Below are 22358 nucleotides of genomic sequence, written 5' to 3'. Positions count from 1 at the left end.
AGATGGTGATGCCTGGTGACAATGTGGAAATGAACGTGGAACTGATCGTTCCGATCGCGATGGAAGAGAAGCTCCGCTTCGCCATCCGTGAAGGCGGCCGTACTGTCGGCGCCGGCGTCGTCTCCAAAATCGTCGCTTAACGAGCCAATTGAGAGCGCGGTGCGCGAATGGCGCGCGCCGCGGTCCTTTTTTCGGGATAGAACACAATGAACGGTCAGAATATTCGCATCCGGCTCAAGGCGTTCGACCATCGCGTGCTCGACAATTCGACCCGCGAGATCGTCAACACGGCCAAGCGCACAGGCGCGCAGGTTCGCGGACCCATTCCGCTGCCGACGCGAATTGACAAGTACACCGTCAACCGGTCGCCACACGTCGACAAGAAGAGCCGCGAGCAGTTCGAAATCCGGACTCACAAGCGTCTTCTGGACATCGTGGATCCGACACCACAGACGGTGGATGCACTGATGAAGCTCGATCTCGCCGCCGGTGTCGACGTCGAAATCAAGCTCTAAGCTAAGCGTTTAGACGCGACTTTCGTTTTAGTGGGTCCTCTTGGGAAACAATGACCCGGAAAGCCGCAAAATAAAGAGAAGGTAACAACCGATGCGTTCTGGATTGATCGCACAGAAGCTGGGAATGACCCGCATCTTCACTGATGACGGCGCTCATGTTCCCGTTACCGTTCTGGCGCTGCAAGGCTGCCAGGTGGTGGGCCAGCGGACGCAGGACAAGGACGGCTATGTTGCGCTGCAGCTCGGCGCAGGCTCGGTCAAAGTCAAGAATGTCAGCAAGGCCGAGCGCGGGCACTATGCCGCAGCCAAGGTCGAACCCAAGCGTAAGGTCGTCGAGTTCCGCGTGAGCGAAGACAATCTTATCGACGTGGGTGCTGAACTTCAGGCAGACCACTTCATCGAGGGGCAGCTCGTGGACGTCACGGGTACTTCGATTGGTAAGGGCTTTGCTGGTGCAATGAAGCGCCACAATTTCGGCGGCCTGCGTGCATCGCACGGCGTTTCGGTTTCGCACCGTTCGCATGGTTCGACCGGTCAGAACCAAGACCCTGGTAAGGTGTTCAAGGGCAAAAAGATGGCTGGGCACATGGGTGCTGAGCGCGTCACGACCCAGAACGTCAAGGTCGTCAAGACCGATGTCGAGCGTGGCCTGATTATGGTTCAGGGTTCGGTTCCGGGTTCCAAGGGTGGCTGGATCCAGATCCGCGACGCCGTCAAGAAGCCGCGTCCGGAAGGCGTTGCGTTGCCTGGTTCGTTCAAGGCCGCAGCCAATGGGGAGAGTGCATAATGGAACTCCAGGTCACAACCCTCGAGGGTAAGTCGGCCGGCAAGGTCACTCTCGACGAAACCGTATTCGGTCTCGAGCCTCGCGCCGATCTGATCCAGCGCATGGTGCGTTATCAGCTTCTCAAGCGCATGTCTGGTACGCACGACGTCAAGAATCGTGCAGAAGTCTCCCAGACGGGCAAGAAGTTCGGTCGGCAAAAAGGCGGCGGCGGTGCACGTCACGGTTCGCGCCGGTCCAACATCTTCCGTGGTGGTGGCCGTGCTTTCGGTCCGACGCCGCGCAGCCACGCGATCGAGCTTCCCAAGAAAGTTCGCGCGCTTGCTCTAAAGCATGCACTTTCTGCCAAGGCCAAGTCTGGCGATCTCGTGATTATCGAGAATGCCGTTGCTGACGCCCCCAAGACTGGCGCGCTGCGTCAGATCTTCGGCAAGCTCGGTTTTTCCAATGCGCTGATTATCGGCGGCACTGAACTGGATACAAATTTCGCGCTTGCCGCGCGTAATATTCCCCAGATCGACGTGCTTCCGGCCCAGGGCATCAACGTTTACGACATTCTGCGTCGTGAGAAACTCGTTCTTACCAAGGACGCTCTCGCTGCGCTGGAGGGCCGGTTCCAATGAGCGCGCTCAAGCACTACGACATCATCCGCAATCCGGTCGTGACTGAAAAGTCCACCATGGCTTCGGAAAACGGTCAGGTCGTGTTCGATGTAGCCATCGACGCAACCAAGCCGGAGATCAAGGCCGCCGTTGAGGCGCTCTTTGAAGTCAAGGTTAAGGCCGTCAACACGATCGTCCGCAAGGGCAAGGTCAAGCGGTTCCGCAACATGCTTGGCACCCGCAAGGACGTCAAGAAGGCCGTCGTTACCCTCGTTGACGGTCAGACCATCGATATCTCGACCGGTCTGTAAGAAGGCGAGAAGGAAGAGTTCAAATGGCTTTGAAACAATATAATCCCACCTCGCCGGGCCGTCGCCAGCTTGTCGGCATCAACCGGTCCGAGCTCTGGAAGGGCGGTCCGGTCAAGAAGTTGACTGAAGGTCTTTCCAAGTCTGGTGGTCGCAACAACAATGGTCGCATCACCTCGTTTGCACGGGGCGGCGGACACAAGCGCAGCTATCGTGTCGTCGATTTCAAGCGCACGAAGTTTGACGTCCAGGGTACAGTTGAGCGTCTTGAATACGATCCCAACCGGACCGCGTTCATTGCTCTGGTGACCTATGACGATGGTGAGCAGGCATATATCCTGGCCCCGCAGCGTCTAGCTGCTGGAGACAAGATTATCTCGTCACTGAACGCAGTGGACGTTAAGCCCGGCAATACCATGCCGCTTGAGCGTATGCCGGTTGGCACTATCGTTCATAACATCGAGATGAAGCCCAAAAAGGGTGGCCAGATGGCTCGCTCTGCTGGTGCTTATGCTCAGTATGTGGGGCGCGATGCTGGTTGGGCGATCCTTCGCCTGGGCTCTGGCGAACAGCGCCTCGTGCATGGTTCTTGCCTCGCGACAGTGGGTTCGGTTTCCAATCCGGATCACTCAAACACCTCGATCGGTAAGGCCGGCCGCAGCCGTTGGTTGGGCAAGCGTCCGAACGTTCGCGGCGTCGCTATGAACCCTGTCGATCACCCACATGGTGGTGGTGAAGGCCGTACCTCGGGTGGCCGTCATCCGGTTACTCCGTGGGGCAAGCCGACCAAGGGCAAGCGCACCCGCACCAACAAGGCGACGGACAAGTTTATCGTCCGCTCGCGGCACCTCAAGAAGGGCAGGTAAGACATGGCACGTTCCGTCTGGAAAGGCCCGTTTGTCGACGGGTATCTGCTGAAGAAGGCAGACAAGGTCCGGGAATCGGGCCGCAACGAAGTCATCAAGATCTGGAGCCGTCGCTCTACGATCCTGCCGCAGTTCGTTGGCCTCACCTTCGGCGTCTACAACGGCCAGAAGCATATCCCGGTGAATGTCTCCGAGGATATGATCGGCCACAAGTTCGGTGAGTTTTCGCCCACGCGCACCTATTACGGGCACGCGGCCGACAAGAAGGCGAAGAGGAAGTAACGATGGGCAAGGAAAAGCGTGAACGCGCGCTCAAGGACACTGAGGCGAAAGCCGTCCTTCGCATGGTGCGCACGAGCCCCCAGAAGCTCAACCTGGTTGCCGCACAGATCCGTGGCAAGAAGGTCGATAAAGCTCTGGCCGAACTGGAATTCTCGCGGAAGCGGATTTCGCTCTCGGTCAAGAAGACCCTTGAGAGCGCCATCGCGAACGCCGAAAACAACCATGGTCTGGATACGGACTCGCTGGTGGTCTCGGAAGCCTTTGTTGGCAAGGCCATGGTGATGAAGCGGTTCCATGCACGTGCCCGCGGTCGCGGCGCTCGCATCGAAAAGCCGTTCTCGCACCTGACCATCGTCGTCCGTGAAGTCGAGGAGGCCGTCTGATGGGCCAGAAAGTTAATCCGATCGGGCTTCGCCTCGGCATCAACCGCACCTGGGACTCCCGTTGGTACGCCAACAAGGGCGAATATGGTTCGCTCTTGCAGGAAGATCTCAAGATCCGCGAGATGCTCGAGAAAGAGCTCAAGCAAGCTGCAGTTTCCAAGATCGTTATCGAACGCCCGCACCGTAAGTGTCGCATTTCGATCCACTCGGCTCGTCCGGGTATCGTGATCGGCAAAAAGGGTGCGGACATCGAGAAGATCCGCAGCAAGGTCAAGAAGTTCACCAACTCGGAAGTGCACATCAATATCGTTGAAGTGCGCAAGCCTGAGACTGACGCGACGCTGGTTGCACAGGGCATCGCCCAGCAGCTGGAACGTCGTGTTGCGTTTCGCCGTGCCATGAAGCGTGCTGTGCAGACGGCAATGCGTATGGGCGCTCAGGGTATCCGCGTCAACGTTGGTGGCCGTCTTGGTGGCGCTGATATCGCCCGGACCGAATGGTACCGTGAAGGCCGCGTGCCGCTTCACACCCTTCGTGCCGACGTCGACTATGGTGTTGCCGAAGCCGCGACCACCTATGGCATCATCGGTATCAAGGTCTGGATCTTCAAAGGCGAGATCATGGAACACGATCCGATGGCTCACGAGCGCCGCGCCACTGAAGGTGGTGATTCCGGCGGGCAGGGCCGCCGCGGTCCGGCTGCAAGCTGATAGGACTATAAAAAATGCTGCAACCGAAACGTACAAAGTTCCGTAAAGCCCATAAGGGCCGGATCCACGGCGCCGCCAAAGGCGGTACCGATCTGAATTTTGGCGAATATGGCTTGAAGGCTCAGGAACCTGAGCGTATAACCGCCCGCCAGATCGAGGCTGCACGTCGCGCGATGACTCGCTATATGAAGCGCGCTGGTCGTGTGTGGATTCGGGTGTTCCCGGATGTGCCCGTGTCGTCCAAGCCGACTGAAGTCCGTATGGGTAAAGGTAAGGGTGCTCCCGAATATTGGGCAGCCCGCGTCAAGCCCGGCCGGATCATGTTCGAAATTGACGGCGTAAGTGAAGAGATTGCGCGTGAAGCTCTGCGTCTGGCGGCCATGAAGTTGCCGATCAAGACGCGGTTCGTCAGCCGCATTGCAGATTAAGGACGTACAGCGATGGCAAAGCCGAGCGACGTTAGGGCAAAGACGGTCGACGAACTCAAGGATGAGCTCGTCAATCTGAAGAAAGAGCAGTTCAACCTGCGCTTCCAGCGCGCTACCCAGCAGCTGGAGAATACTTCTCAGGTACGCAAGGTCCGCCGCGATATCGCGCGCGTTCAGACCGTGCTTGCTGAGAAGTCAGCAGAAGCCAAGTAAGGAGCCACAGATGCCCAAGCGTATCCTGCAGGGGACAGTGGTCTCCGATACGAACGAGAAGACGGTTGTGGTCAGCGTTGAACGGCGCTTCACGCACCCGATCATGAAAAAGACCGTGCGCCGGTCCAAGAAGTATCACGCACACGACGAAGCCAATGTGGCTAAGGTCGGAGATATTGTGCAGATTCAGGAATGTGCGCCGATCTCCAAGAACAAGCGTTGGACGCTCGTTACTCCGGCGTAACGCAAGAGCTCATAAAGAGGTCTAGTGCCGTGCCGGTTACCGGACGCGGACCAGTAATTAAAGAAGGCAACCAGTCATGATTCAGATGCAGACGAACCTCGACGTCGCCGATAATTCGGGCGCTCGTCGTGTTATGTGCATCAAGGTGCTGGGCGGTTCGCATCGCAAGTATGCGTCTGTTGGCGACATCATTGTTGTGTCGGTCAAGGACGCCATCCCGCGCGGCCGCGTCAAGAAGGGCCAGGTTATGAAGGCTGTGGTGGTTCGCACCGCTTCCGACATACGCCGCCCCGATGGCACCGTGATCCGTTTTGACCGCAATGCGGCGGTGATCATCAACAACAATAAGGAACCGATCGGCACCCGTATCTTTGGCCCGGTTCCTCGTGAGCTGCGCGCGAAAAGTCACATGAAGATTATTTCGCTCGCGCCGGAGGTGCTGTAATGGCTGCCAAGATCAAAAAGGGTGACAAGGTCATCGTTCTGACTGGCAAGGACAAGGGCAAGACGGGGCAGGTGCTTCAGGTCATGCCGACCGATACCAAAGCCTTGGTACAGGGTATCAATCTGGTGCGTCGTCACCAGAAGCAGACCCAGAGCCAGGATGCGGGCATCATCACTAAAGAAGCCCCCATTCACCTGAGCAATATTGCTTTGGTCGATGCCAAGGAAAACAAGCCGACCCGTGTCGGCTTCAAGATCGAAGACGGCGTCAAGAAACGCGTCGCAAAGCGTTCTGGAGAAGTGATCGATGGCTGAGACTTATATTCCGCGCCTCCGTACACATTATGACGATGTCGTGCGTGCCGGTCTCACCGAGACCTTCAATTACGTCAACCCGATGCAGGTGCCCAAGCTTGAGAAGGTCGTTCTCAACATGGGTGTTGGCGAAGCTGTTGCCGATTCCAAGAAGGTAAAGGCGGCCCTTGCCGATCTCGAAAAGATCGCTGGGCAGAAGCCGATCGTGACCTATGCTCGCAAGTCGATTGCTGGCTTTAAGGTTCGTGAAGGCATGCCACTCGGCGTCAAGGTCACGCTCCGTCGTGCTCAGATGTACGAATTCGTCGACCGTCTGGTCAACGTCGCGCTGCCGCGCGTCCGAGATTTCCGCGGTTTGAACCCCAAGAGCTTCGATGGCCGCGGCAACTACGCAATGGGCATCAAGGAACATATCGTGTTCCCGGAGATCAACTATGACCAGATCGACCAGGTCTGGGGCATGGACGTGATCGTCTGCACCACGGCAAAGACCGATGATGAAGCGCGTGCGCTTCTCAAGGCTTTCAATTTCCCGTTCCGCCAGTAAGCGGATAACTGGAAAAGAGACGAAAGAGAGACTTAGATGGCTAAGACTAGCTCCATCGAGAAAAATAAGCGCCGCGCGAAGCTGGCCAAGCAGTATGCGCCTAAGCGCGCAGCGCTGAAGGCAAAGGCAAAGGACGCGTCGTTGAGCTTTGAAGAGCGCTTCGCTGCCCAGCTCAAACTGGCTGAATTGCCCCGCAATGCTTCCCCGGTTCGCATTCGCAACCGTTGCGAGGTTTCGGGTCGTCCGCGCGGTTACTATCGCAAGCTCAAGCTGAGCCGTATTGCGCTCCGCGAGCTAGGCTCGATGGGCATGATCCCTGGTTTGGTCAAGTCGAGCTGGTAAGGAAAGAACGAAGATGACTCTTACAGATCCTCTTGGCGATATGCTGACCCGCATCCGCAACGCGCAGATGCGTCGTCGTGATGTTGTCCGTACGCCTGCTTCGAGCCTTCGTGCTCATGTGCTCGACGTTCTCAAGGGCGAAGGCTACATTCGTGGCTATTCGGAAGAGACCAGTGAAAACGGTCTTCCCGAATTCTCCATTGAGCTGAAATACTCGGAAAACGAACCGGTTATCCGCGAGATCCAGCGCGTGTCCAAGCCGGGCCGTCGGGTTTACGCATCGGTCAAGAATATTCCGGTTGTTGGCAATGGTCTTGGTGTTTCGATCTTGTCCACCCCCAAGGGTGTGATGGCCGATCACAAGGCGCGTGCTGAAAATGTTGGCGGTGAGGTCCTCTGCCGCGTCTTCTAAGGCGCGACGAGGAGACCCCACCAACTAGACGAAAAGGCAATTAATATGTCGCGTATTGGCAAAAAGCCGGTAGGACCGGTCAGCGGCGTGACGGTCACACTGGACGGCCAGAAGGTTACTGCAAAGGGCTCGAAAGGTGAGCTCTCGGTGGTACTCGTTGATCTGGTTAAGCCGGAAATGACCGATGACGGCGTGGTTGTAACCCCCGTCGACGATAGCCGCGAGGCCCGTGCGGCCTGGGGCTTGTCCCGCTCGCTCGTTCAGAACATCGTGACTGGTGTATCGACAGGCTTTGAGCGCAAGCTCGCCATCACCGGCGTTGGTTATCGTGCCCAGATGCAGGGTTCTGATCTCAAGCTTTCTCTCGGCTTTTCCCATGAAGTTATCTTCAAGGCGCCGGACGGGATATCGCTTGCAGCGCCCACCCAGACGGAAATCGTCGTTACGGGTATTGACAAGCAACAGGTTGGCCAGGTCGCGGCTGACATTCGTGAGTTCCGTCCGCCGGAGCCCTACAAGGGCAAGGGCGTGCGCTATGCGGATGAGCATATCTACCGCAAAGAAGGCAAGAAGAAGTAAGGATTGGTCGAGATGGCTAAGCTTTCTGGTATCGAACGGCGCAAGGCGCGTGTTCGTCGGGCGCTCAAGGCCCGTGCCAACGGTCGTCCGCGCTTGTCGGTCTTCCGTTCGGAAAAAAATATTTATGCGCAGATCATTGACGATGCGAATGGCGTGACGCTGGCGTCCGCTTCTTCGCTCGAGAAGGATCTCAAGATCGAGAACGGTGCCAATCAGGCCGCTGCCTCCGAGGTCGGCAAGGCACTTGCTGCTCGCGCCACTAAGGCCGGTGTTTCGGACGTTGTGTTCGATCGCGGGTCGTACCTGTTCCATGGTCGCGTCAAGGCGCTGGCCGATGCCGCTCGCGAGGGCGGGCTAAGCTTTTAAGCGAACGCTCCTTACAAGATAAAAGAGAAAAAAGACTGGTAGGAACGATGAGAGACACTCAAGAACGCGATAGCGAATTCGTCGATCGCCTGGTGCATATCAACCGTGTCGCCAAAGTGGTAAAAGGCGGTCGCCGCTTTGGTTTCGCTGCCCTGGTGGTGGTTGGTGACCAGAAGGGGCGTGTCGGCTTCGGTCATGGCAAGGCACGTGAAGTGCCGGAAGCCATCCGCAAGGCAACCGAGCAGGCCAAGCGCCAGATGATCCGCGTCCCGCTGCGCGAAGCCCGCACGTTGCACCACGATGTGCATGGTCGTCACGGCGCTGGTAAGGTGATCCTGCGTGCGGCTCCGGCCGGTACCGGTATCATCGCCGGTGGCCCAATGCGTGCCGTTTTCGAAACGCTTGGCATCAACGACATCGTTGCAAAGAGCCAAGGTTCCGCAAATCCGTACAACATGGTTCGCGCCACATTCGACGCGCTCAAGAACGTTGACAGCCCGCGTTCGGTCGCTGCTCGTCGCGGTCTTAAGGTTTCCGAGCTGCAGGCCCGCCGCGGCGAAGCAGCCGTCGAGGCTTGATAGGGCTCGAGGAGAGATATAATGGCTAAGAAGACCGTCATCGTCGAGCAGATCGGTTCGCCGATTCGCCGCAAGGAAGATCAGCGCGCGACACTTGTGGGCCTTGGCCTGAACAAGATGCATCGCCGCAGCGAACTGGAAGATACGCCGTCTGTACGCGGCATGATTTCCAAGGTCGCTCACCTCGTCCGCGTCGTGGACGAGCAGTAAGAGGGATTGTTACTATGAAACTCAACGAGATCGCCGATAACGCCGGCGCCACCAAAGCCAAAGTACGCGTCGGCCGTGGGCTTGGCTCTGGTCTTGGCAAGACCGGCGGTCGTGGTGTCAAGGGTCAGAAATCCCGTTCGGGCGTTTCGATCAATGGCTTTGAAGGCGGCCAGATGCCGCTTCATATGCGGATGCCCAAGCGTGGCTTCAACAATCCCTTCGCCAAGAAATGGAATGCTGTGCGCCTCGATCGTATCCAGGCCTATATCGATAGCGGCAAACTCGATGCCAAAGGCGTCGTCGATGCTGAAGCACTTGTAAAGGCTGGCGTTATCCGCCGCGCTAAAGACGGCGTTCGCCTTATCAACAGCGGTGAGTTCAAGGCCAAGAAGGTTACCTTCAAGGTCAATCACGTCTCAGCCGGCGCTGCCGCTGCTATTGAAGCAGCCGGGGGCAAAGTCGAGCTGATCGGCAAGCCTGCTGACGCCGAATAATTCGTTGCGACTTTTCGAGCGCGCCCTAGTGATCGTCCCGTATACGGGGATTGCATAAGGGCGCGCTCTGACTATATCAGAGCATTGTCTTTTCGCGGGCCCGAGTGGCCCGTTCCTTTGCTCTATTAAGCTACTTCAGAGGGAGCCGTCATGGCGTCTGCAGCCGAGCAACTGGCCCGAAACTTGAGTTTTTCGACCTTCTCCAAGGCCAAGGAACTCCAGAAGCGGATTTTCTTCACCCTTGGCGCGTTGCTGGTGTACCGACTCGGCACCTACATCCCGATTCCGGGTATCGATCCGGACGCCTTTGCTGCGACATTCCAGCAGGCACAAGGTGGTATCTTTGGCCTATTCAATATGTTTGCTGGTGGCGCTGTAGAGCGGCTGGCAATTTTTGCTCTTAACCTGATCCCCTATATTACGGCCTCCATCGTCATTCAGGTGATGTCGACGGCGTCTCCGCGCCTTGAAGCGCTGAAGAAAGAAGGGGAGAGCGGGAGGCGCAAGCTCAATCAGTACACCCGCTATCTCACTGTCATTTTCTGTGCTGTTCAAGCCTATGGCATTGCCGTCGGTTTGGAGGCCAGTGAAGGTGTTGTTGCGGATCCGGGCTGGTTCTTCCGTATTTCGACAGTGATCACCCTGGTCGGGGGCACCATGTTCCTGATGTGGCTGGGTGAGCAGATGACTGCCCGCGGTGTTGGTAACGGCATTTCTCTGATCATTTTCGCCGGTATCGTTGCATCGTTGCCTGCTACCATTGCCCAGACACTCGAACTTAGCCGCACCGGTGCTCTGCCGACGATTGCCGTTGTCGGCATTCTTATCGGCGCCATTGTTGTGATCGGCATTATCGTGTTCTTCGAACGCGCCCAGCGCCGTCTTCTGATCCAGTATCCGAAGCGTCAGGTCGGCAATAAGATGTATCAGGGCGACACTTCGCATCTGCCGCTCAAGCTCAACACGGCCGGCGTTATTCCTGTGATCTTCTCGTCCTCGTTGTTGTTGTTACCAGCAACAATCGCGACGTTTTCTGCGCAGGGTGATGCCCCGCAGTGGTTGCAGTACATTTCTGCGCTGCTCGGCCGTGGTCAGCCGCTCTACCTGGCGCTCTTTGCCGGCATGATCATCTTCTTTGCTTTCTTTTATACCTCGATCGTTTTTAATCCGACCGAGACAGCTGACAATCTCAAGCGTTCGGGCGGGTTCATTCCTGGCATTCGCCCGGGAGAAAGAACCGCACAGCATATCGATTACGTGCTGACTCGTATTACTGTTGTCGGCGCGATCTACCTGACCATCGTCGCGCTGATCCCGGAAGTGTTCCTGAGCCAGCTCAATATCTCGGCTTTCCTTGGCGGAACATCGCTGCTCATCATGGTTACTGTCACATTGGACACTGTGAGCCAGATACAGAGCCACCTGATTGCTCAACAGTATGAGGGGATGGTCAAGAAATCGCGTCTAGGGGGACGGAAAAGATGAGATTGGTTCTTTTGGGCCCACCGGGCGCAGGCAAGGGTACGCAGGCACAGATTCTGGTGTCGACCTATTCCATTCCGCAGCTTTCGACGGGCGATATGCTCCGAGCTGCAATCGCCGAAAAGACGCCATTGGGTCTCGAAGCGAAAGCAATCGTCGATCGTGGCGATCTGGTTTCCGATGATATCGTGTCCGGTATCATTTCCGAGCGAATGGACCAGCCAGATTGCGCAAACGGGTTTATTCTTGACGGTTTTCCGCGCACAATTGCGCAGGCCGAGGCTCTTACTCATATGCTCGACCGCAAAGGGCTTCACCTTGATGCGGTCGTTGAAATCAAGGCCGATCCCAATGTGCTCGTGGAGCGTATTATCAATCGCGCCAAGGAAAGCGGCGGTGCTCGGGCCGACGACAATGAGGAAGTGCTGCGCAAGCGCCTCGAAGTCTATTCCGAGCAGACGGCGCCTCTGGTGTCATTCTATTCAGAGCAGGGTTTGCTCAAATCCGTAGATGGAATGGCTCCTATCGAGGACGTCACTGTTGCGATCAAGTCAGCCATCAGCTGACTATTACGTTTGGACTTGCGGCAGTGTTGACTTTAGAGCCGTGAGTCCTTAGAACCGCGCCCAGTCTCAGAAATTTCGAGGGCTGGATTCGGTTCCTTCCGTATAGAGAAGGGGGTCGGATACCGGTCCCTTGTTGTTGAACGAAACGGGACGGTAACGTCCTCATATCAATTTAGGAGATCCGACGTGGCTCGTATTGCTGGCGTCAATATCCCGACGAACAAGCGCGTGGTTATCGCGTTGCAGTATATTCACGGGATTGGGCCGAAAATGGCCTCTGAAATCTGCGAAAAGGTATCCATTCCAGCCGAACGGCGTGTGAATGAATTGACCGACGCGGAAGTTATCCAGATCCGCGAAACCATCGACCGTGACTATCAGGTTGAAGGTGATCTTCGCCGCTCTGTTGCCATGAACATCAAGCGTTTGATGGATCTGGGCAATTACCGCGGCCTTCGTCACCGTCGCGGGCTGCCGGTGCGTGGTCAGCGGACCCACACCAATGCGCGCACGCGCAAGGGTCCTGCAAAGGCCATCGCGGGCAAGAAGAAATAAGAAGGTCGGGCAGGGCGATGATGCCGGGAGAAGTGTTCCGGCCAAGGCGTTCTGTTTCGGATTTCTTGAGGTGTAGCCGCTGGAACCACGGCGGCGCTAGAGATCAATTGAGGAAGTAAATGGCTAAAGCAGATACCACACGCGTTCGCCGTCGCGAGCGTAAGAATATCAGTGCTGGCGTTGCACACGTAAACGCCTCGTTCAACAACACGATGGTCACCATCACCGACGTTCAGGGCAACACGATCTCCTGGTCCTCCGCCGGCACGATGGGTTTCAAGGGTTCGCGTAAATCGACCCCTTACGCAGCACAGATGGCTGCGGAAGACGCCGCCAAGAAGGCGCAGGAACACGGCATGAAGACCCTCGAGGTCGAGGTTCGTGGCCCGGGTTCAGGGCGTGAGTCGGCACTGCGTGCCCTTCAGGCCGCCGGTTTCACTGTCACTTCCATTCGGGACGTTACATCCATTCCTCACAATGGTTGCCGGCCGCGCAAGCGCCGTCGCGTCTGATGTGATTGGACCTCGGCAAGGCCAGCCGGGGTTCTTTTACGGTTTGCGGCATGGCGGCCGGGCAGGGCCGCGATTTTGAAAGGAAGTTGGACGTGATGATCCAGAAAAACTGGCAGGAACTGATTAAGCCGACCAAGCTCGACGTCGTTCCGGGCAGCGATTCCGCGCGCGTCGCCTCCGTGGTCGCCGAGCCGCTTGAACGCGGTTATGGCTTGACCTTGGGCAATACGCTGCGCCGGGTTCTGCTCTCGTCGCTGCAGGGGGCGGCAATTACCGCCATCCAGATTGATGGCGTTTTGCATGAATTCTCGTCGATTCCCGGCGTGCGTGAGGACGTGACTGACCTCGTTCTCAACATCAAGGAAATCGCCATCAAGATGGAAGACGAAGGGCCGAAACGCCTTGCGCTTTCCAAGCAGGGTCCGGGTGCCGTTACTGCTGGCGACATCAAGACCACTGGCGATATTGAAGTGCTCAATCCTGAGCTCGTGATCTGTCACCTTGATGATGGCGCCGAGATCAATGTCGAGTTCACGATCAATACGGGCAAAGGTTATGTTCCGGCCGACCGGAACAAGCCTGAAGACGCTCCGATCGGTTATATTGCCGTCGATGCGCTTTTCTCGCCGGTCAAGCGGGTTAGCTACAAGGTTGAGAAGACCCGTGAGGGTCAGAACCTCGATTTCGATAAGCTAAGCATGCAGATCGAAACCAATGGCGCGATTAGCCCCGAAGATGCTCTGGCCTTTGCGGCTCGGATCGTCCAGGACCAGCTTTCGGTATTCGTCAACTTCGAAGAGCCCACAAAGGAAAAGCCCGAGGATTCGACTCCCGAACTCGCCTTCAACCCGGCGCTGCTCAAGAAGGTCGACGAACTCGAGTTGTCTGTGCGTTCGGCAAACTGCCTCAAGAACGACAACATCGTCTATATCGGTGATCTCATCCAGAAGACGGAAGCGGAGATGCTCCGTACGCCAAACTTCGGGCGCAAGTCGCTCAACGAGATCAAGGAAGTTTTGGCCCAAATGGGGCTCCATCTTGGTATGGACGTCAACAACTGGCCGCCCGAAAACATTGAAGACCTCGCCAAGCGTTACGAAGATCATTATTGATCGTCCGCCGAGCGAAAGAGCATTTTTAGGAGAGTACCATGCGCCACGGTAAAGCCGGCCGCAAACTGAACCGGACCTCTTCGCATCGCAAGGCGATGTTCAAGAACATGTCCGCATCGTTGATCAAGCACGAACAGATCGTGACGACCCTTCCCAAGGCGAAGGAACTCCGTCCGATTGTTGAAAAGCTCATCACCCTTGGGAAGCGCGGTGATTTGCATGCGCGTCGCCAGGCCATTGCCCAGATTGGCGATGAAACGATGGTCAAGAAGCTGTTCGACATTCTCGGACCGCGCTACAAGGATCGCAACGGTGGTTACACTCGCGTCCTGAAAGCGGGATTCCGCCATGGCGACAACGCGCCAGTTGGCGTTATTGAGTTTGTCGACCGCGATGTTGAAGCCAAGGGCAAGGATTCCGGCCCCACTGCTGACTTTACGCGCGACGAAGAGACTGAGGCTGCGTAAGCGCTTTATAGTTTTGAATTTAGAAAGGCGGCCTTTGGGCCGCCTTTTTTTTGTTCGTAGGAGGGTGGAGGTGCCAGGCGCGATAAAGGGTGCGTAACTGCTTGCTGTCGCGACAGAAGATGTGTGGTCGCCCGGTCTCAAGCACAAATTGCCGGGTTTGGTTGGATTTGTTGCGGGTTTTCCAAATCCAGCTCAACATTTCGAAGGTGATCCGCTCATGTCGCTGGCCCAGGCCGCCTTTTCGCGGCGTCACAGATAGACTGCGTTTCAAGTAACGCAGGGTGCGGATGAAGAGGTTTTCGTCAAGGACGATGATGGCGGTCGCGCGCAGGATGCGTTGGGGCATCAGAGCAGAGTACGAACCGTCCATTATCCAGGCTGGTTCGGCAATTGCAGCATCGTGCAATGTTGCAAAGTCTTCGTCGGATCTTGGTTGCCAGTTCGATCCGGGCACGTGTCGCAATTGGTCGAGATGGACCACGGGGATAGCACAATGCTTCCCCATTGCGTCTGTCAATGTTGACTTCCCCGAATGAGTCGGGCCCAGGACCATGATGCGTGGTCCCAGGCTTGCGATTGGCGGAATGGTCATCAGACCAGAATATCGTCGACCCAATAGAGGTCACGGCGGTCAAACCCGTTGAACGGCGTCAGCGATGCTTGTGTATAGGCCCCCATAAGGCCGAACTCGATGTAATCATCTTCCGCAATGGCGGCGGGCAGGATGAACGTTTGGGGCATCACGTCGTAGCTGTCACAGGTAGGGCCGAATATTTTGAAATCCCAGCTTTCGCCCGTGAGTAGTTTGTCTCCGCGCCACACGCGGATCGGTGGCATGAACTCAAGGATCATCGCCTCCATCAATGAGCCGTAGACGCCATCATTGAGGTAGACCGATTGTTCGCCGCGTACGTGTTTGACGCGCAGCAACAGTGACGTACAGCCTGTCGACAGGCCGCGTCCCGGCTCAGCAATCAGTTCTGGTTTGCTCGATCCGAACGTATCGGTAACAGCATTGCTGATGGTCTCGAAGTAAACGTCTAGAGGGGGGGCCGAATTGGTAATGTACGGGGCAGGGAACCCACCGCCGATATTGAGGTGCTTTAGCTCGATGCCCGAGGCTTGAGCGATGCGACCGGCGGCAGCGATGTGACGTTCATAGGCGTAAGCTTCCTCGCACTGACTGCCGACGTGGAAACAGAGAGATGTGGAGTATCCCATGGCCTTTGCCAGTGTGCAGATTGCTATGGCACCTTCTTCCATCACGCCAAACTTGGTGCCGAAATCATAGGATTTGAGTGCTTTGCCCGCCTTGAAACGAACGGTGACCTCAACATCTGCGCTAGGTGGGATCACTGCGGCGAGCTGATCGAGTTGGGCAACATGGTCGATGGTAAACGAGCGGACGCCAAATTCTTCATAGGCGCGGCGGATTTCGCGGCGCGACTTGATGGGATTGTTGTAGTGCATTCCCGCTTGGGGGGCGTGTTTGCGGATCAACGCCATCTCGGTATTGGACGCAACGTCATAGGCTTTCAAGCCTTCGCGATTCATGATCTCGAGGATGTGCGGTGAGGGGTTCGATTTGACCGCATAGGTCAAAAGCCCGTCAAAGCCAGCCTTGAAGGTATTTATCGCATTGACCAGATGCCGTTCAGAAAACAGAAAACCCGGATAATCCGGTTCCTCTATGGCGATCAGTTCTGCGGTGTTCGCGTATGTGCGAGACGGCGCGTGGTCCATTGACCTGGATACCTTGTGCGGGGGTTGAAAGCGCGCGTGTATAGGGCTCATTGCCCCCCTCTGCAATGGCCAAATTCGCCTATAGAGGCAGGTTGTGACGATTCTTTGTGCGGGGTCAAAAATGCCACGGTTTTGCTCCCTATCTTACGGTCTTGTCACTTGAAACCGGAGGCTTTGCGCCTAACCTCTGGTTAGATTGCATGCCTTTTGGAGTCTCGAATGTTCAGCAGATCAGTTCTTGCCCTCTTTCTGGTTCTGGCGCCGGTCGCCGTACAGGCGCAGGTTGAACGTGCGGTGCCGCAAAGCCATGAAGCGATTCAACTTTCCTACGCCCCCGTGGTTCAAGAGGTGGCACCTGCGGTTGTCAATGTGTACGCGACGCGAATGGCTCAGCAGCAGAGTGGTTTTGGCGACCCGTTTTTCGATCAGTTTTTTGGCCGCTCACCCATGTTCCAGCAACGCCCACGGGAATCGCAATCACTCGGTTCGGGCGTGATTGTCAGTGGGGAAGGCATGATCCTTACCAACAATCACGTGGTTGAGGGCGCCACTGACATCCGGGTGGTTCTTACTGACGGGCGTGAATTTCCGGTGGATCTTGTGTTGGCCGATCCGTCGACTGATCTGGCTGTTTTGAAGGCCGATGATGGGACCGGCAGCTTTCCCTTTTTGTCCTTTGCCGATTCTGACCAGCTTGAGGTCGGCGATCTGGTCCTTGCCATCGGCAATCCATTTGGGGTCGGACAGTCGGTTTCAAGTGGCATCGTATCGGCCCTAGCCCGGACAGGGATGGGCATGACCGACTATCAGTTCTTCATTCAGACAGATGCGGCGATCAATCCTGGTAATTCGGGAGGGGCGCTTGTCGATATGAACGGCCGGCTGATTGGTATAAACACTGCGCTTTTCACCCGTTCTGGCGGCTCTCAAGGCATAGGTTTTGCTATTCCTTCCAATATGGCAAGGGTGATTGCCGACGCCGGCGAGGCCGGCGGCGAGATCGTCAGGCCCTGGTTGGGCGCGCAGATGCAGATGCTGGATGCTGAACTGGCTGCGAGCTTGGGGTTGGAAACGCCGCGCGGCGCTCTTGTCACCGAGATTGCGCCTCAAAGCCCTGCCGAAGCGGCTGGCTTGATCTCCGGCGACGTCATTACTGAAATCGATGGGATCGTTGTGCAGGATCCTGAAGCGCTCAATTACCGTGTCGCTACCATGCCCGTAGGCACGATCGTACAATTGACCGTCTGGCGAAATGGAGCCCCCACAACCGCCGCACTGGAAATGGGAGCACCGCCATCAGCTTCGGTGGACCAAACGACGATTTCAGGGAATACGCGGTTTTCGGGCGTGACGGCTGCGGAACTGACTCCGGCTCTGGCGCAGCAATTGGGTCTGGGTTTTTCAACTCAAGGCATCGCGTTGATCGGCATTGAAGCGGGCAGTCCTGCAGCACGAATGGGACTGCGGGAAGGCGATGTTATCGTTGCGCTCAATGGCGCGGAGATTCGTGATATTGAGACTTTCGAATCCGTTGCCAGTCAGCGCCCGCGTTCCTGGCAAATCATTTTGCAGCGCGGGGGCCGTGTCATTCGGTCAGTGGTCAGCGGCTGAAATGCATGAAAGAATGCGATGAGCGATCTGTTTCCCGAAGACATTCCAGCGTCCCGACCAACGGATAACTCGGGTGGGGACCGACCTTTGGCCGATCGTTTGCGGCCCAAATCTCTCGATGAGGTGATTGGTCAAACTCACATCATTGGGCCCGAGGGTACATTGCGGCGCATGCTGGCCTCGGGACGTATGGGGTCCCTAATCCTTTGGGGGCCTCCGGGGACCGGCAAAACCACCGTCGCGCGACTGCTGGCCGCTGCTGTCGATTATCGATTTGAGCAGATTTCTGCAATCTTTTCGGGTGTGGCTGACCTCAAGAAGGTTTTTGAAACGGCCAGGGTTGCGCGGCGGGCAGGGCAACGGACGCTGTTGTTCGTTGACGAAATCCATCGTTTCAATCGGGCGCAACAGGACAGTTTCCTGCCGGTCATGGAAGATGGGACCGTGGTGCTGGTTGGCGCTACAACTGAAAATCCGAGTTTTGAGCTAAACGCTGCGCTCTTATCGCGTGCTCAGGTACTCAAGTTCACTAGTCTTGACCGTAACGATCTCGATGCACTTGCCAAGCGCGCGGAAGACGAGTTGAGCCAGCGGCTGCCGCTCGACGATGATGCGCGCCAGACGCTTATCGGGCTCGCTGATGGCGATGGCCGGGCCATGCTGGGCTTGATTGAGGAAATCATCGCTGCCACCGGACCGGATGAAATACTGGACCCGGCGGGGCTTGCAAAGCTCGTTCAGCGACGAGCGCCTATTTACGACAAGAGCCAAGACGGGCACTACAATCTCATTTCGGCTCTGCACAAGACGGTGCGTGGATCGGATCCGGATGCTGCACTATATTATTTCGCCCGCATGATCGATGCGGGCGAGGATCCGATGTATCTCGCACGCCGGCTCATCCGTATGGCAGTCGAGGATATCGGTATGGCCGATCCGCAGGCGCTCCCGATCGCGACGGCGGCCAAGGATGCCTACCATATGCTCGGCTCCCCGGAGGGCGAGTTGGCTCTAGCTGAAGTTGTCGTTTATCTCGCAACTGCGCCAAAATCCAACGCGCTCTACAATGCCTACAATCGAGCATTGGCTCTTGCCAAGAAGACCGGGTCGCCGACGCCGCCCATGGCAATTCTGAATGCGCCCACCAAGTTGATGAAGTCAGAAGGCTATGGTGAGGGGTATATCTACGACCACGATACGCCAGAGGGATTTTCCGGGCAGGAGTATTTCCCCGAAAAGGTGGGCAGACAGGATTTCTACAAACCGGTGGAACGCGGGTTTGAGCGCGATGTCAAAAAACGCATGGACTATTTTGAAAAGCTGCGCGCGGCAAAGCGCGACAGCTAAACCAAGACTTCCCCCATGACGGCGCGGCATTTTCCCGCTAGAAGGGCCGCGAATGATAAAGGACCGAATGCGATGAGCGGCGTGCAATTGCGGGAAGTGGCGGAAGATGAAGACGGGATGCGGCTCGACCGCTGGTTCTCGGTTCATTTCTCTGAACTGAGCTTCGGACGGCTGCAAAAACTGCTGCGCTCGGGGCAGGTGCGTGTCGATAGCGGACGCGTGGTCACTAACACGCGGCTGGCGGCCGGCCAGACTGTGCGTGTTCCGCCGTTGGGCGATGCGCCTGCGCCTACACCCGACAAGCCGCGTATCAATCAGAAGGACGCCGACTTCCTGCGCGATCTCATCCTGTATGAGGATGATGAGGTTTATGTTTTCAATAAGCCGCATGGCCTTGCTGTTCAGGGCGGATCGGGCACCAAACGTCATATCGACGGGATGCTTAAATCGCTGCCCAACAAGAAGGGTGAGCCGCCGCGCCTGGTTCATCGGTTGGACCGCGATACGTCCGGCTGCCTGCTTGTCGCAAAGACTCGCGCAGCGGCCAGCCACTTCGGTACCGTGTTCCGGTCGCGTTCGGCACGCAAGATCTATTGGGCTTTGACCATCGGTGTGCCGCATCCGCGGCAGGGTCGCATTTCGTGCTTTCTAACCCGCCAGTCCACGCAGGACGGTGAGCAGATGGTGGTGGTCGACAATGGCGTCAAGGGCGCGCAACACTCGGTTAGCTACTATTCAGTGACCGAAAGCGCGGCCAATCAATTCGCATGGGTGACGCTCAAGCCGGTAACGGGACGCACACACCAACTGCGCGTTCATATGATGGAACTGGGAACGCCCATCCTCGACGACCCGCGCTACAATACGCTTGAAAACTGGAATTTCGAACGCCCAGAGGAACTCGGCAATGGGCTGCATTTGCACGCGAGGCGTTTGGCTATTCCGCTACGCAGTGGCAAGAAAATCGACATTACGGCGCCACTGCCGCCGCATATGAAGGCGAGTTTTGATACTTTGGGCTTCAATGCCAATCAGTACGATGTTCAGGACGTCGATCCCGAGGACGATGCCTGATGGCTGAACCCCGCCTGATCATGTTCGACATGGATGGTACGCTCATCGATTCAGGGGCTGTCATCGCTCGCCATATGGCTGCGACGTTTCGCGACCATGGTTTCGATGTGCCAACGACTGAAATGTCGCATTCCATCATTGGCTTGTCTCTGGAACTTGCCATGGAACGTTTGGCGCAATGCGACGCGGAAACTGCCTTGCTTATGGCTGGGACCTATCGCCGACATTATCGTGCCATGTTGGCCGAGGGCGGCAGCCATGAGCCTCTCTACGTCGGAGCGCTGGACGCCCTGAATCGACTGCGTGCGGATGAAACGTCAGCTCTGGGCATCGCCACCGGCAAAGGGCTGAACGGGGTCAACCGCATTCTGACGTTGTACGAGTTGGCTGGGCATTTCGTGACGCTGCAAACGCCTGATCACAATCCTTCAAAACCCCATCCGGGTATGATCCTGCGGGCGTGTGCCGAAACCGGGATCGATCCGGCATCTACGGTCATGATTGGCGACACGACCTTCGATATGGAGTTGGGACGTTCGGCAGGGGCACGGACGATTGGTGTCACATGGGGCTATCATGCCCGTCTTGCGCTTGAAGAGAGTGGCGCCGATATCATTATCGAAGATTACACCGATCTCGATGATGCTATAGAAAAGGTAATGAACTGATGCGCGAATTTCTGGAAGACGCCATTCGGCACCAGGACGCCGGGCAGGGGCGCGATCAAAAAGACCTGATCCGCGAATTACCTAAACGGTTCTACAAATCGGCCGAGATTGCAGAACAAGACGGCGTGTTTTCAGTCCTACTCGATGGGCGCGTGACCAAGACGCCGACTGGTAAGCTGGTTGGAGTCAGGCATCCCGAGATTGCTGAACGTATGCGTGACGAATGGGAGGCCCAGTCCGAACGCATCGATCCCGACATGATGCCGCACGTCAAACTGATCAATTCGGCGGTTGAGGCGGGTGATGAAACACGGGCAGCGCTGCTCGACGAGGTTGTCAAATACGCCGGCAACGATCTGCTGCTCTATCGCGCCGATAGTCCGCGCGAGCTTGTCGAAAAGCAGGAACAGATCTGGGACGACGTCCTGGTGCGCATTGCGCGACATTTTTCCGTCAGCTTCCAGCCCACAGTGGGCATTTTGCACAAGGCGCAATCTCGGGACATGCTCGATAAGCTAAGGTCGGCAATCGAACCGCTGCACCATATTCCGGCGACTGCAATGGTGTCGGTGACAGGGCTGACTGGATCTGGGCTATTGGCTGTAGCGCTGCGTGAATGTCTTGTCGACGCCGATGCCGCATGGACGGCGGCGCATGTGGATGAAGACTATCAAATATCGCTTTGGGGCGAAGATTATGAAGCGGCTGCGCGGCGTCGGCAGAGGCGACTGGAGTTTGATGCTGCCGTTAACGTTATCAAGCACTTAGGTTGATGGTCTGCCAGCTTGATTCATGAGCCAGTTGGCCACATCCGGTGCAATTTCTCGCACCGGCGTCATCACAAAATCTCGCTCGTGGGCATAGGGGTGGGGTAGGATTAGTTGCTCAGTTGTAATCACCAGATCGTCATACACAATGATGTCTATATCGATCACGCGCGGACCCCATCTCTCAATGCGGACGCGCCCGATCTCTGCTTCAGTCGCTAGACAGTACTCCAGCAAATCGATGGGCAGCAGGCTGGTTTCCACAAGTACGGCGCTGTTGTGAAATTGCGGTTGATCAGTTTTGCCCCAAGGGGCGCTGACGATCAGCGTACTTTGCTCAAGAAGCGAAATTTGAGGGTGAGCGGCGATTGCATCGATTGCTTGGGCAATTTGATGCGCGGGATCGCCCATGTTGGCGCCAAGAGCCAGAATGGCACGAGCCATTACACCTGTTCCCGCGTCCTGACCATTTCAATTGCAGCCTCGCCCGCGACTATGGGAAGCGGGGCTTCGGGCTTCCGGACTTTTATGCGTATCCAGTCGAGTTTGTCGAACTGCCCGAACAGACGGGTCATTATGTGGTGGCCAAGGGCTTCGATGAGCTTGAATCGTTTTTCGTCAAACGCTTCTTTGACCAGATCGTAAATGTGCGCATACGAAATGGTTGACGCAACATCGTCGGTGCGGGCGGCTTCGGACATATCGAGACCGAGTTCCAGATCGATGCGAAAACGCTGCCCGAGGGCGTTTTCTTCCATCATGACACCGTGATAGCCATAAAAGGCCAGACCGGCCAGAATTATGCGGTCGCGATCGGCAAAGCTGTCCATTG

At 56.7% G+C, this 22358-nt stretch carries 36 protein-coding genes and 1 pseudogene; 33 read left to right on the top strand and 4 right to left on the bottom strand.

Annotation, left to right across the window (positions count from 1 at the left end):
• The 28 genes and pseudogenes from tuf to rplQ all read left to right on the top strand — a co-directional run.
• Positions 1-140 (top strand): annotated as a pseudogene (gene tuf, locus ACN0TA_RS09270) (elongation factor Tu); the annotation flags it as partial.
• Between the two features lie 66 nt (positions 141-206).
• Positions 207-515: a 30S ribosomal protein S10 gene (rpsJ, locus tag ACN0TA_RS09265; protein WP_014130837.1), complete on the top strand. Its 309-nt coding sequence runs from the start codon at positions 207-209 to the stop codon at positions 513-515.
• A 91-nt stretch (positions 516-606) separates the two neighbouring features.
• A complete protein-coding gene (rplC, locus tag ACN0TA_RS09260) occupies positions 607-1302 on the top strand; it encodes a 50S ribosomal protein L3 (RefSeq protein WP_338610410.1) in 696 nt (231 codons plus the stop codon).
• Positions 1302-1922, top strand: coding sequence for a 50S ribosomal protein L4 (rplD, locus tag ACN0TA_RS09255; protein WP_417582000.1), 621 nt, complete (start codon positions 1302-1304; stop codon positions 1920-1922). The genes rplC and rplD overlap by 1 nt, the downstream gene beginning before the upstream one ends.
• Positions 1919-2212: a 50S ribosomal protein L23 gene (locus tag ACN0TA_RS09250; RefSeq protein WP_264227493.1), complete on the top strand. Its 294-nt coding sequence runs from the start codon at positions 1919-1921 to the stop codon at positions 2210-2212. Before rplD ends, ACN0TA_RS09250 begins: the two co-directional genes overlap by 4 nt.
• A gap of 23 nt (positions 2213-2235) precedes the next feature.
• The gene (gene rplB, locus ACN0TA_RS09245) at positions 2236-3075 is read left to right on the top strand and encodes a 50S ribosomal protein L2 (RefSeq protein WP_417581998.1); all 840 of its coding nucleotides are present in this window, start codon (positions 2236-2238) and stop codon (positions 3073-3075) included.
• 3 nt (positions 3076-3078) lie between these two features.
• Positions 3079-3357: a 30S ribosomal protein S19 gene (gene rpsS, locus ACN0TA_RS09240; protein WP_014130832.1), complete on the top strand. Its 279-nt coding sequence runs from the start codon at positions 3079-3081 to the stop codon at positions 3355-3357.
• Between the two features lie 2 nt (positions 3358-3359).
• Complete coding sequence (rplV, locus tag ACN0TA_RS09235) at positions 3360-3740, top strand: 50S ribosomal protein L22 (RefSeq protein ID WP_417581995.1); 381 nt, start codon at positions 3360-3362, stop codon at positions 3738-3740.
• Positions 3740-4450: a 30S ribosomal protein S3 gene (gene rpsC, locus ACN0TA_RS09230; RefSeq protein WP_417581993.1), complete on the top strand. Its 711-nt coding sequence runs from the start codon at positions 3740-3742 to the stop codon at positions 4448-4450. Before rplV ends, rpsC begins: the two co-directional genes overlap by 1 nt.
• Before the next feature lie 14 nt (positions 4451-4464).
• Positions 4465-4878 (top strand): 50S ribosomal protein L16, encoded by a 414-nt coding sequence (rplP, locus tag ACN0TA_RS09225; RefSeq protein ID WP_417581991.1) that lies wholly within the window; start codon positions 4465-4467, stop codon positions 4876-4878.
• Positions 4879-4890: 12 nt separating this feature from the next.
• Positions 4891-5091 (top strand): 50S ribosomal protein L29, encoded by a 201-nt coding sequence (rpmC, locus tag ACN0TA_RS09220; RefSeq protein WP_264227498.1) that lies wholly within the window; start codon positions 4891-4893, stop codon positions 5089-5091.
• Between the two features lie 10 nt (positions 5092-5101).
• Positions 5102-5335 carry a 30S ribosomal protein S17 gene (gene rpsQ, locus ACN0TA_RS09215; protein ID WP_417581989.1) on the top strand — a complete coding sequence of 78 codons (234 nt, stop codon included), beginning with the start codon at positions 5102-5104 and terminating at the stop codon, positions 5333-5335.
• A 76-nt stretch (positions 5336-5411) separates the two neighbouring features.
• The gene (gene rplN / locus ACN0TA_RS09210) at positions 5412-5780 is read left to right on the top strand and encodes a 50S ribosomal protein L14 (protein WP_014130826.1); all 369 of its coding nucleotides are present in this window, start codon (positions 5412-5414) and stop codon (positions 5778-5780) included.
• Positions 5780-6094, top strand: a complete 315-nt coding sequence (gene rplX / locus ACN0TA_RS09205; protein WP_417581986.1) for a 50S ribosomal protein L24 — start codon at positions 5780-5782, stop codon at positions 6092-6094. Before rplN ends, rplX begins: the two co-directional genes overlap by 1 nt.
• On the top strand, positions 6087-6641 hold the full coding sequence (gene rplE / locus ACN0TA_RS09200; protein ID WP_417581984.1) for a 50S ribosomal protein L5: 555 nt from the start codon (positions 6087-6089) through the stop codon (positions 6639-6641). The genes rplX and rplE overlap by 8 nt, the downstream gene beginning before the upstream one ends.
• A 36-nt stretch (positions 6642-6677) precedes the next feature.
• Positions 6678-6983, top strand: a complete 306-nt coding sequence (rpsN, locus tag ACN0TA_RS09195) for a 30S ribosomal protein S14 (protein WP_264227502.1) — start codon at positions 6678-6680, stop codon at positions 6981-6983.
• A gap of 13 nt (positions 6984-6996) precedes the next feature.
• Complete coding sequence (gene rpsH, locus ACN0TA_RS09190) at positions 6997-7395, top strand: 30S ribosomal protein S8 (RefSeq protein WP_417581982.1); 399 nt, start codon at positions 6997-6999, stop codon at positions 7393-7395.
• A gap of 45 nt (positions 7396-7440) precedes the next feature.
• Positions 7441-7974, top strand: a complete 534-nt coding sequence (gene rplF / locus ACN0TA_RS09185) for a 50S ribosomal protein L6 (protein ID WP_417581980.1) — start codon at positions 7441-7443, stop codon at positions 7972-7974.
• Between the two features lie 12 nt (positions 7975-7986).
• Positions 7987-8340 (top strand): 50S ribosomal protein L18, encoded by a 354-nt coding sequence (gene rplR / locus ACN0TA_RS09180; protein ID WP_417581978.1) that lies wholly within the window; start codon positions 7987-7989, stop codon positions 8338-8340.
• A gap of 47 nt (positions 8341-8387) precedes the next feature.
• Positions 8388-8918, top strand: coding sequence for a 30S ribosomal protein S5 (gene rpsE / locus ACN0TA_RS09175; protein ID WP_417581976.1), 531 nt, complete (start codon positions 8388-8390; stop codon positions 8916-8918).
• A gap of 21 nt (positions 8919-8939) precedes the next feature.
• Positions 8940-9128, top strand: coding sequence for a 50S ribosomal protein L30 (rpmD, locus tag ACN0TA_RS09170; RefSeq protein WP_014130818.1), 189 nt, complete (start codon positions 8940-8942; stop codon positions 9126-9128).
• A gap of 14 nt (positions 9129-9142) precedes the next feature.
• Positions 9143-9622, top strand: a complete 480-nt coding sequence (gene rplO, locus ACN0TA_RS09165; RefSeq protein ID WP_417581974.1) for a 50S ribosomal protein L15 — start codon at positions 9143-9145, stop codon at positions 9620-9622.
• 150 nt (positions 9623-9772) lie between these two features.
• Complete coding sequence (gene secY / locus ACN0TA_RS09160; RefSeq protein WP_417581972.1) at positions 9773-11107, top strand: preprotein translocase subunit SecY; 1335 nt, start codon at positions 9773-9775, stop codon at positions 11105-11107.
• Positions 11104-11670, top strand: coding sequence for an adenylate kinase (locus tag ACN0TA_RS09155; protein ID WP_417581970.1), 567 nt, complete (start codon positions 11104-11106; stop codon positions 11668-11670). The genes secY and ACN0TA_RS09155 overlap by 4 nt, the downstream gene beginning before the upstream one ends.
• Positions 11671-11856: 186 nt before the next feature.
• Entirely contained in the window at positions 11857-12225 is a 369-nt protein-coding gene (rpsM, locus tag ACN0TA_RS09150; RefSeq protein WP_014130814.1) for a 30S ribosomal protein S13, read from the top strand.
• A 119-nt stretch (positions 12226-12344) separates the two neighbouring features.
• Positions 12345-12737, top strand: a complete 393-nt coding sequence (rpsK, locus tag ACN0TA_RS09145; RefSeq protein WP_350057778.1) for a 30S ribosomal protein S11 — start codon at positions 12345-12347, stop codon at positions 12735-12737.
• A 50-nt stretch (positions 12738-12787) separates the two neighbouring features.
• Entirely contained in the window at positions 12788-13849 is a 1062-nt protein-coding gene (locus tag ACN0TA_RS09140) for a DNA-directed RNA polymerase subunit alpha (RefSeq protein WP_417581967.1), read from the top strand.
• Positions 13850-13887: 38 nt separating this feature from the next.
• Positions 13888-14316 (top strand): 50S ribosomal protein L17, encoded by a 429-nt coding sequence (gene rplQ / locus ACN0TA_RS09135; protein WP_417581965.1) that lies wholly within the window; start codon positions 13888-13890, stop codon positions 14314-14316.
• 19 nt (positions 14317-14335) lie between these two features.
• Here the strand turns inward: rplQ and ACN0TA_RS09130 are convergent, their stop codons facing one another.
• Entirely contained in the window at positions 14336-14797 is a 462-nt protein-coding gene (locus tag ACN0TA_RS09130; RefSeq protein ID WP_417581963.1) for an AAA family ATPase, read from the bottom strand.
• 110 nt (positions 14798-14907) lie between these two features.
• The gene (locus ACN0TA_RS09125) at positions 14908-16059 is read right to left on the bottom strand and encodes a hypothetical protein (RefSeq protein WP_417581961.1); all 1152 of its coding nucleotides are present in this window, start codon (positions 16057-16059) and stop codon (positions 14908-14910) included.
• A gap of 219 nt (positions 16060-16278) precedes the next feature.
• Between ACN0TA_RS09125 and ACN0TA_RS09120 the strand changes: the two genes are divergently transcribed.
• The 5 genes from ACN0TA_RS09120 to ACN0TA_RS09100 all read left to right on the top strand — a co-directional run bounded on the left by ACN0TA_RS09120 (position 16279) and on the right by ACN0TA_RS09100 (position 21532).
• On the top strand, positions 16279-17670 hold the full coding sequence (locus ACN0TA_RS09120) for a DegQ family serine endoprotease (RefSeq protein WP_417581959.1): 1392 nt from the start codon (positions 16279-16281) through the stop codon (positions 17668-17670).
• An 18-nt stretch (positions 17671-17688) separates the two neighbouring features.
• Entirely contained in the window at positions 17689-19017 is a 1329-nt protein-coding gene (locus ACN0TA_RS09115; RefSeq protein ID WP_417581957.1) for a replication-associated recombination protein A, read from the top strand.
• 72 nt (positions 19018-19089) lie between these two features.
• Positions 19090-20091: an RluA family pseudouridine synthase gene (locus ACN0TA_RS09110; RefSeq protein ID WP_417581955.1), complete on the top strand. Its 1002-nt coding sequence runs from the start codon at positions 19090-19092 to the stop codon at positions 20089-20091.
• Positions 20091-20759, top strand: coding sequence for an HAD-IA family hydrolase (locus ACN0TA_RS09105; protein WP_417581953.1), 669 nt, complete (start codon positions 20091-20093; stop codon positions 20757-20759). Before ACN0TA_RS09110 ends, ACN0TA_RS09105 begins: the two co-directional genes overlap by 1 nt.
• The gene (locus tag ACN0TA_RS09100) at positions 20759-21532 is read left to right on the top strand and encodes an ATP12 family chaperone protein (RefSeq protein ID WP_417581951.1); all 774 of its coding nucleotides are present in this window, start codon (positions 20759-20761) and stop codon (positions 21530-21532) included. The genes ACN0TA_RS09105 and ACN0TA_RS09100 overlap by 1 nt, the downstream gene beginning before the upstream one ends.
• On the opposite strand, the gene folK is transcribed toward ACN0TA_RS09100, so the two are convergent.
• Both folK and folB read right to left on the bottom strand, forming a co-directional pair.
• Complete coding sequence (folK, locus tag ACN0TA_RS09095; RefSeq protein WP_417581949.1) at positions 21524-21970, bottom strand: 2-amino-4-hydroxy-6-hydroxymethyldihydropteridine diphosphokinase; 447 nt, start codon at positions 21968-21970, stop codon at positions 21524-21526. The genes ACN0TA_RS09100 and folK overlap by 9 nt on opposite strands.
• On the bottom strand, positions 21970-22356 hold the full coding sequence (gene folB / locus ACN0TA_RS09090) for a dihydroneopterin aldolase (protein ID WP_417581947.1): 387 nt from the start codon (positions 22354-22356) through the stop codon (positions 21970-21972). The genes folK and folB overlap by 1 nt, the downstream gene beginning before the upstream one ends.
• Between the last annotated feature and the right edge of the window lie 2 nt (positions 22357-22358).

This window comes from Pelagibacterium sp., from assembly GCF_048264985.1.
Classification (GTDB): Bacteria; Pseudomonadota; Alphaproteobacteria; order Rhizobiales; family Devosiaceae; genus Pelagibacterium.
Note: the sequence above shows the minus strand (reverse complement) of the source record. Positions and strands in the feature narration are given on the sequence as shown.

Excerpts from the sequence above, each read along its gene's own strand:
- rpsJ (WP_014130837.1), top strand. The coding sequence starts at position 207 with ATGAACGGTCAGAATATTCGCATCCGGCTCAAGGCGTTCGACCATCGC.
- rplC (WP_338610410.1), top strand. The coding sequence starts at position 607 with ATGCGTTCTGGATTGATCGCACAGAAGCTGGGAATGACCCGCATCTTC.
- rplD (WP_417582000.1), top strand. The coding sequence starts at position 1,302 with ATGGAACTCCAGGTCACAACCCTCGAGGGTAAGTCGGCCGGCAAGGTC.
- ACN0TA_RS09250 (WP_264227493.1), top strand. The coding sequence starts at position 1,919 with ATGAGCGCGCTCAAGCACTACGACATCATCCGCAATCCGGTCGTGACT.
- rplB (WP_417581998.1), top strand. The coding sequence starts at position 2,236 with ATGGCTTTGAAACAATATAATCCCACCTCGCCGGGCCGTCGCCAGCTT.
- rpsS (WP_014130832.1), top strand. The coding sequence starts at position 3,079 with ATGGCACGTTCCGTCTGGAAAGGCCCGTTTGTCGACGGGTATCTGCTG.
- rplV (WP_417581995.1), top strand. The coding sequence starts at position 3,360 with ATGGGCAAGGAAAAGCGTGAACGCGCGCTCAAGGACACTGAGGCGAAA.
- rpsC (WP_417581993.1), top strand. The coding sequence starts at position 3,740 with ATGGGCCAGAAAGTTAATCCGATCGGGCTTCGCCTCGGCATCAACCGC.
- rplP (WP_417581991.1), top strand. The coding sequence starts at position 4,465 with ATGCTGCAACCGAAACGTACAAAGTTCCGTAAAGCCCATAAGGGCCGG.
- rpmC (WP_264227498.1), top strand. The coding sequence starts at position 4,891 with ATGGCAAAGCCGAGCGACGTTAGGGCAAAGACGGTCGACGAACTCAAG.
- rpsQ (WP_417581989.1), top strand. The coding sequence starts at position 5,102 with ATGCCCAAGCGTATCCTGCAGGGGACAGTGGTCTCCGATACGAACGAG.
- rplN (WP_014130826.1), top strand. The coding sequence starts at position 5,412 with ATGATTCAGATGCAGACGAACCTCGACGTCGCCGATAATTCGGGCGCT.
- rplX (WP_417581986.1), top strand. The coding sequence starts at position 5,780 with ATGGCTGCCAAGATCAAAAAGGGTGACAAGGTCATCGTTCTGACTGGC.
- rplE (WP_417581984.1), top strand. The coding sequence starts at position 6,087 with ATGGCTGAGACTTATATTCCGCGCCTCCGTACACATTATGACGATGTC.
- rpsN (WP_264227502.1), top strand. The coding sequence starts at position 6,678 with ATGGCTAAGACTAGCTCCATCGAGAAAAATAAGCGCCGCGCGAAGCTG.
- rpsH (WP_417581982.1), top strand. The coding sequence starts at position 6,997 with ATGACTCTTACAGATCCTCTTGGCGATATGCTGACCCGCATCCGCAAC.
- rplF (WP_417581980.1), top strand. The coding sequence starts at position 7,441 with ATGTCGCGTATTGGCAAAAAGCCGGTAGGACCGGTCAGCGGCGTGACG.
- rplR (WP_417581978.1), top strand. The coding sequence starts at position 7,987 with ATGGCTAAGCTTTCTGGTATCGAACGGCGCAAGGCGCGTGTTCGTCGG.
- rpsE (WP_417581976.1), top strand. The coding sequence starts at position 8,388 with ATGAGAGACACTCAAGAACGCGATAGCGAATTCGTCGATCGCCTGGTG.
- rpmD (WP_014130818.1), top strand. The coding sequence starts at position 8,940 with ATGGCTAAGAAGACCGTCATCGTCGAGCAGATCGGTTCGCCGATTCGC.
- rplO (WP_417581974.1), top strand. The coding sequence starts at position 9,143 with ATGAAACTCAACGAGATCGCCGATAACGCCGGCGCCACCAAAGCCAAA.
- secY (WP_417581972.1), top strand. The coding sequence starts at position 9,773 with ATGGCGTCTGCAGCCGAGCAACTGGCCCGAAACTTGAGTTTTTCGACC.
- ACN0TA_RS09155 (WP_417581970.1), top strand. The coding sequence starts at position 11,104 with ATGAGATTGGTTCTTTTGGGCCCACCGGGCGCAGGCAAGGGTACGCAG.
- rpsK (WP_350057778.1), top strand. The coding sequence starts at position 12,345 with ATGGCTAAAGCAGATACCACACGCGTTCGCCGTCGCGAGCGTAAGAAT.
- ACN0TA_RS09140 (WP_417581967.1), top strand. The coding sequence starts at position 12,788 with ATGGCGGCCGGGCAGGGCCGCGATTTTGAAAGGAAGTTGGACGTGATG.
- rplQ (WP_417581965.1), top strand. The coding sequence starts at position 13,888 with ATGCGCCACGGTAAAGCCGGCCGCAAACTGAACCGGACCTCTTCGCAT.
- ACN0TA_RS09125 (WP_417581961.1), bottom strand. The coding sequence starts at position 16,059 with ATGGACCACGCGCCGTCTCGCACATACGCGAACACCGCAGAACTGATC.
- ACN0TA_RS09120 (WP_417581959.1), top strand. The coding sequence starts at position 16,279 with ATGTTCAGCAGATCAGTTCTTGCCCTCTTTCTGGTTCTGGCGCCGGTC.
- ACN0TA_RS09115 (WP_417581957.1), top strand. The coding sequence starts at position 17,689 with ATGAGCGATCTGTTTCCCGAAGACATTCCAGCGTCCCGACCAACGGAT.
- ACN0TA_RS09110 (WP_417581955.1), top strand. The coding sequence starts at position 19,090 with ATGAGCGGCGTGCAATTGCGGGAAGTGGCGGAAGATGAAGACGGGATG.
- ACN0TA_RS09105 (WP_417581953.1), top strand. The coding sequence starts at position 20,091 with ATGGCTGAACCCCGCCTGATCATGTTCGACATGGATGGTACGCTCATC.
- ACN0TA_RS09100 (WP_417581951.1), top strand. The coding sequence starts at position 20,759 with ATGCGCGAATTTCTGGAAGACGCCATTCGGCACCAGGACGCCGGGCAG.
- folK (WP_417581949.1), bottom strand. The coding sequence starts at position 21,970 with ATGGCTCGTGCCATTCTGGCTCTTGGCGCCAACATGGGCGATCCCGCG.
- folB (WP_417581947.1), bottom strand. The coding sequence starts at position 22,356 with ATGGACAGCTTTGCCGATCGCGACCGCATAATTCTGGCCGGTCTGGCC.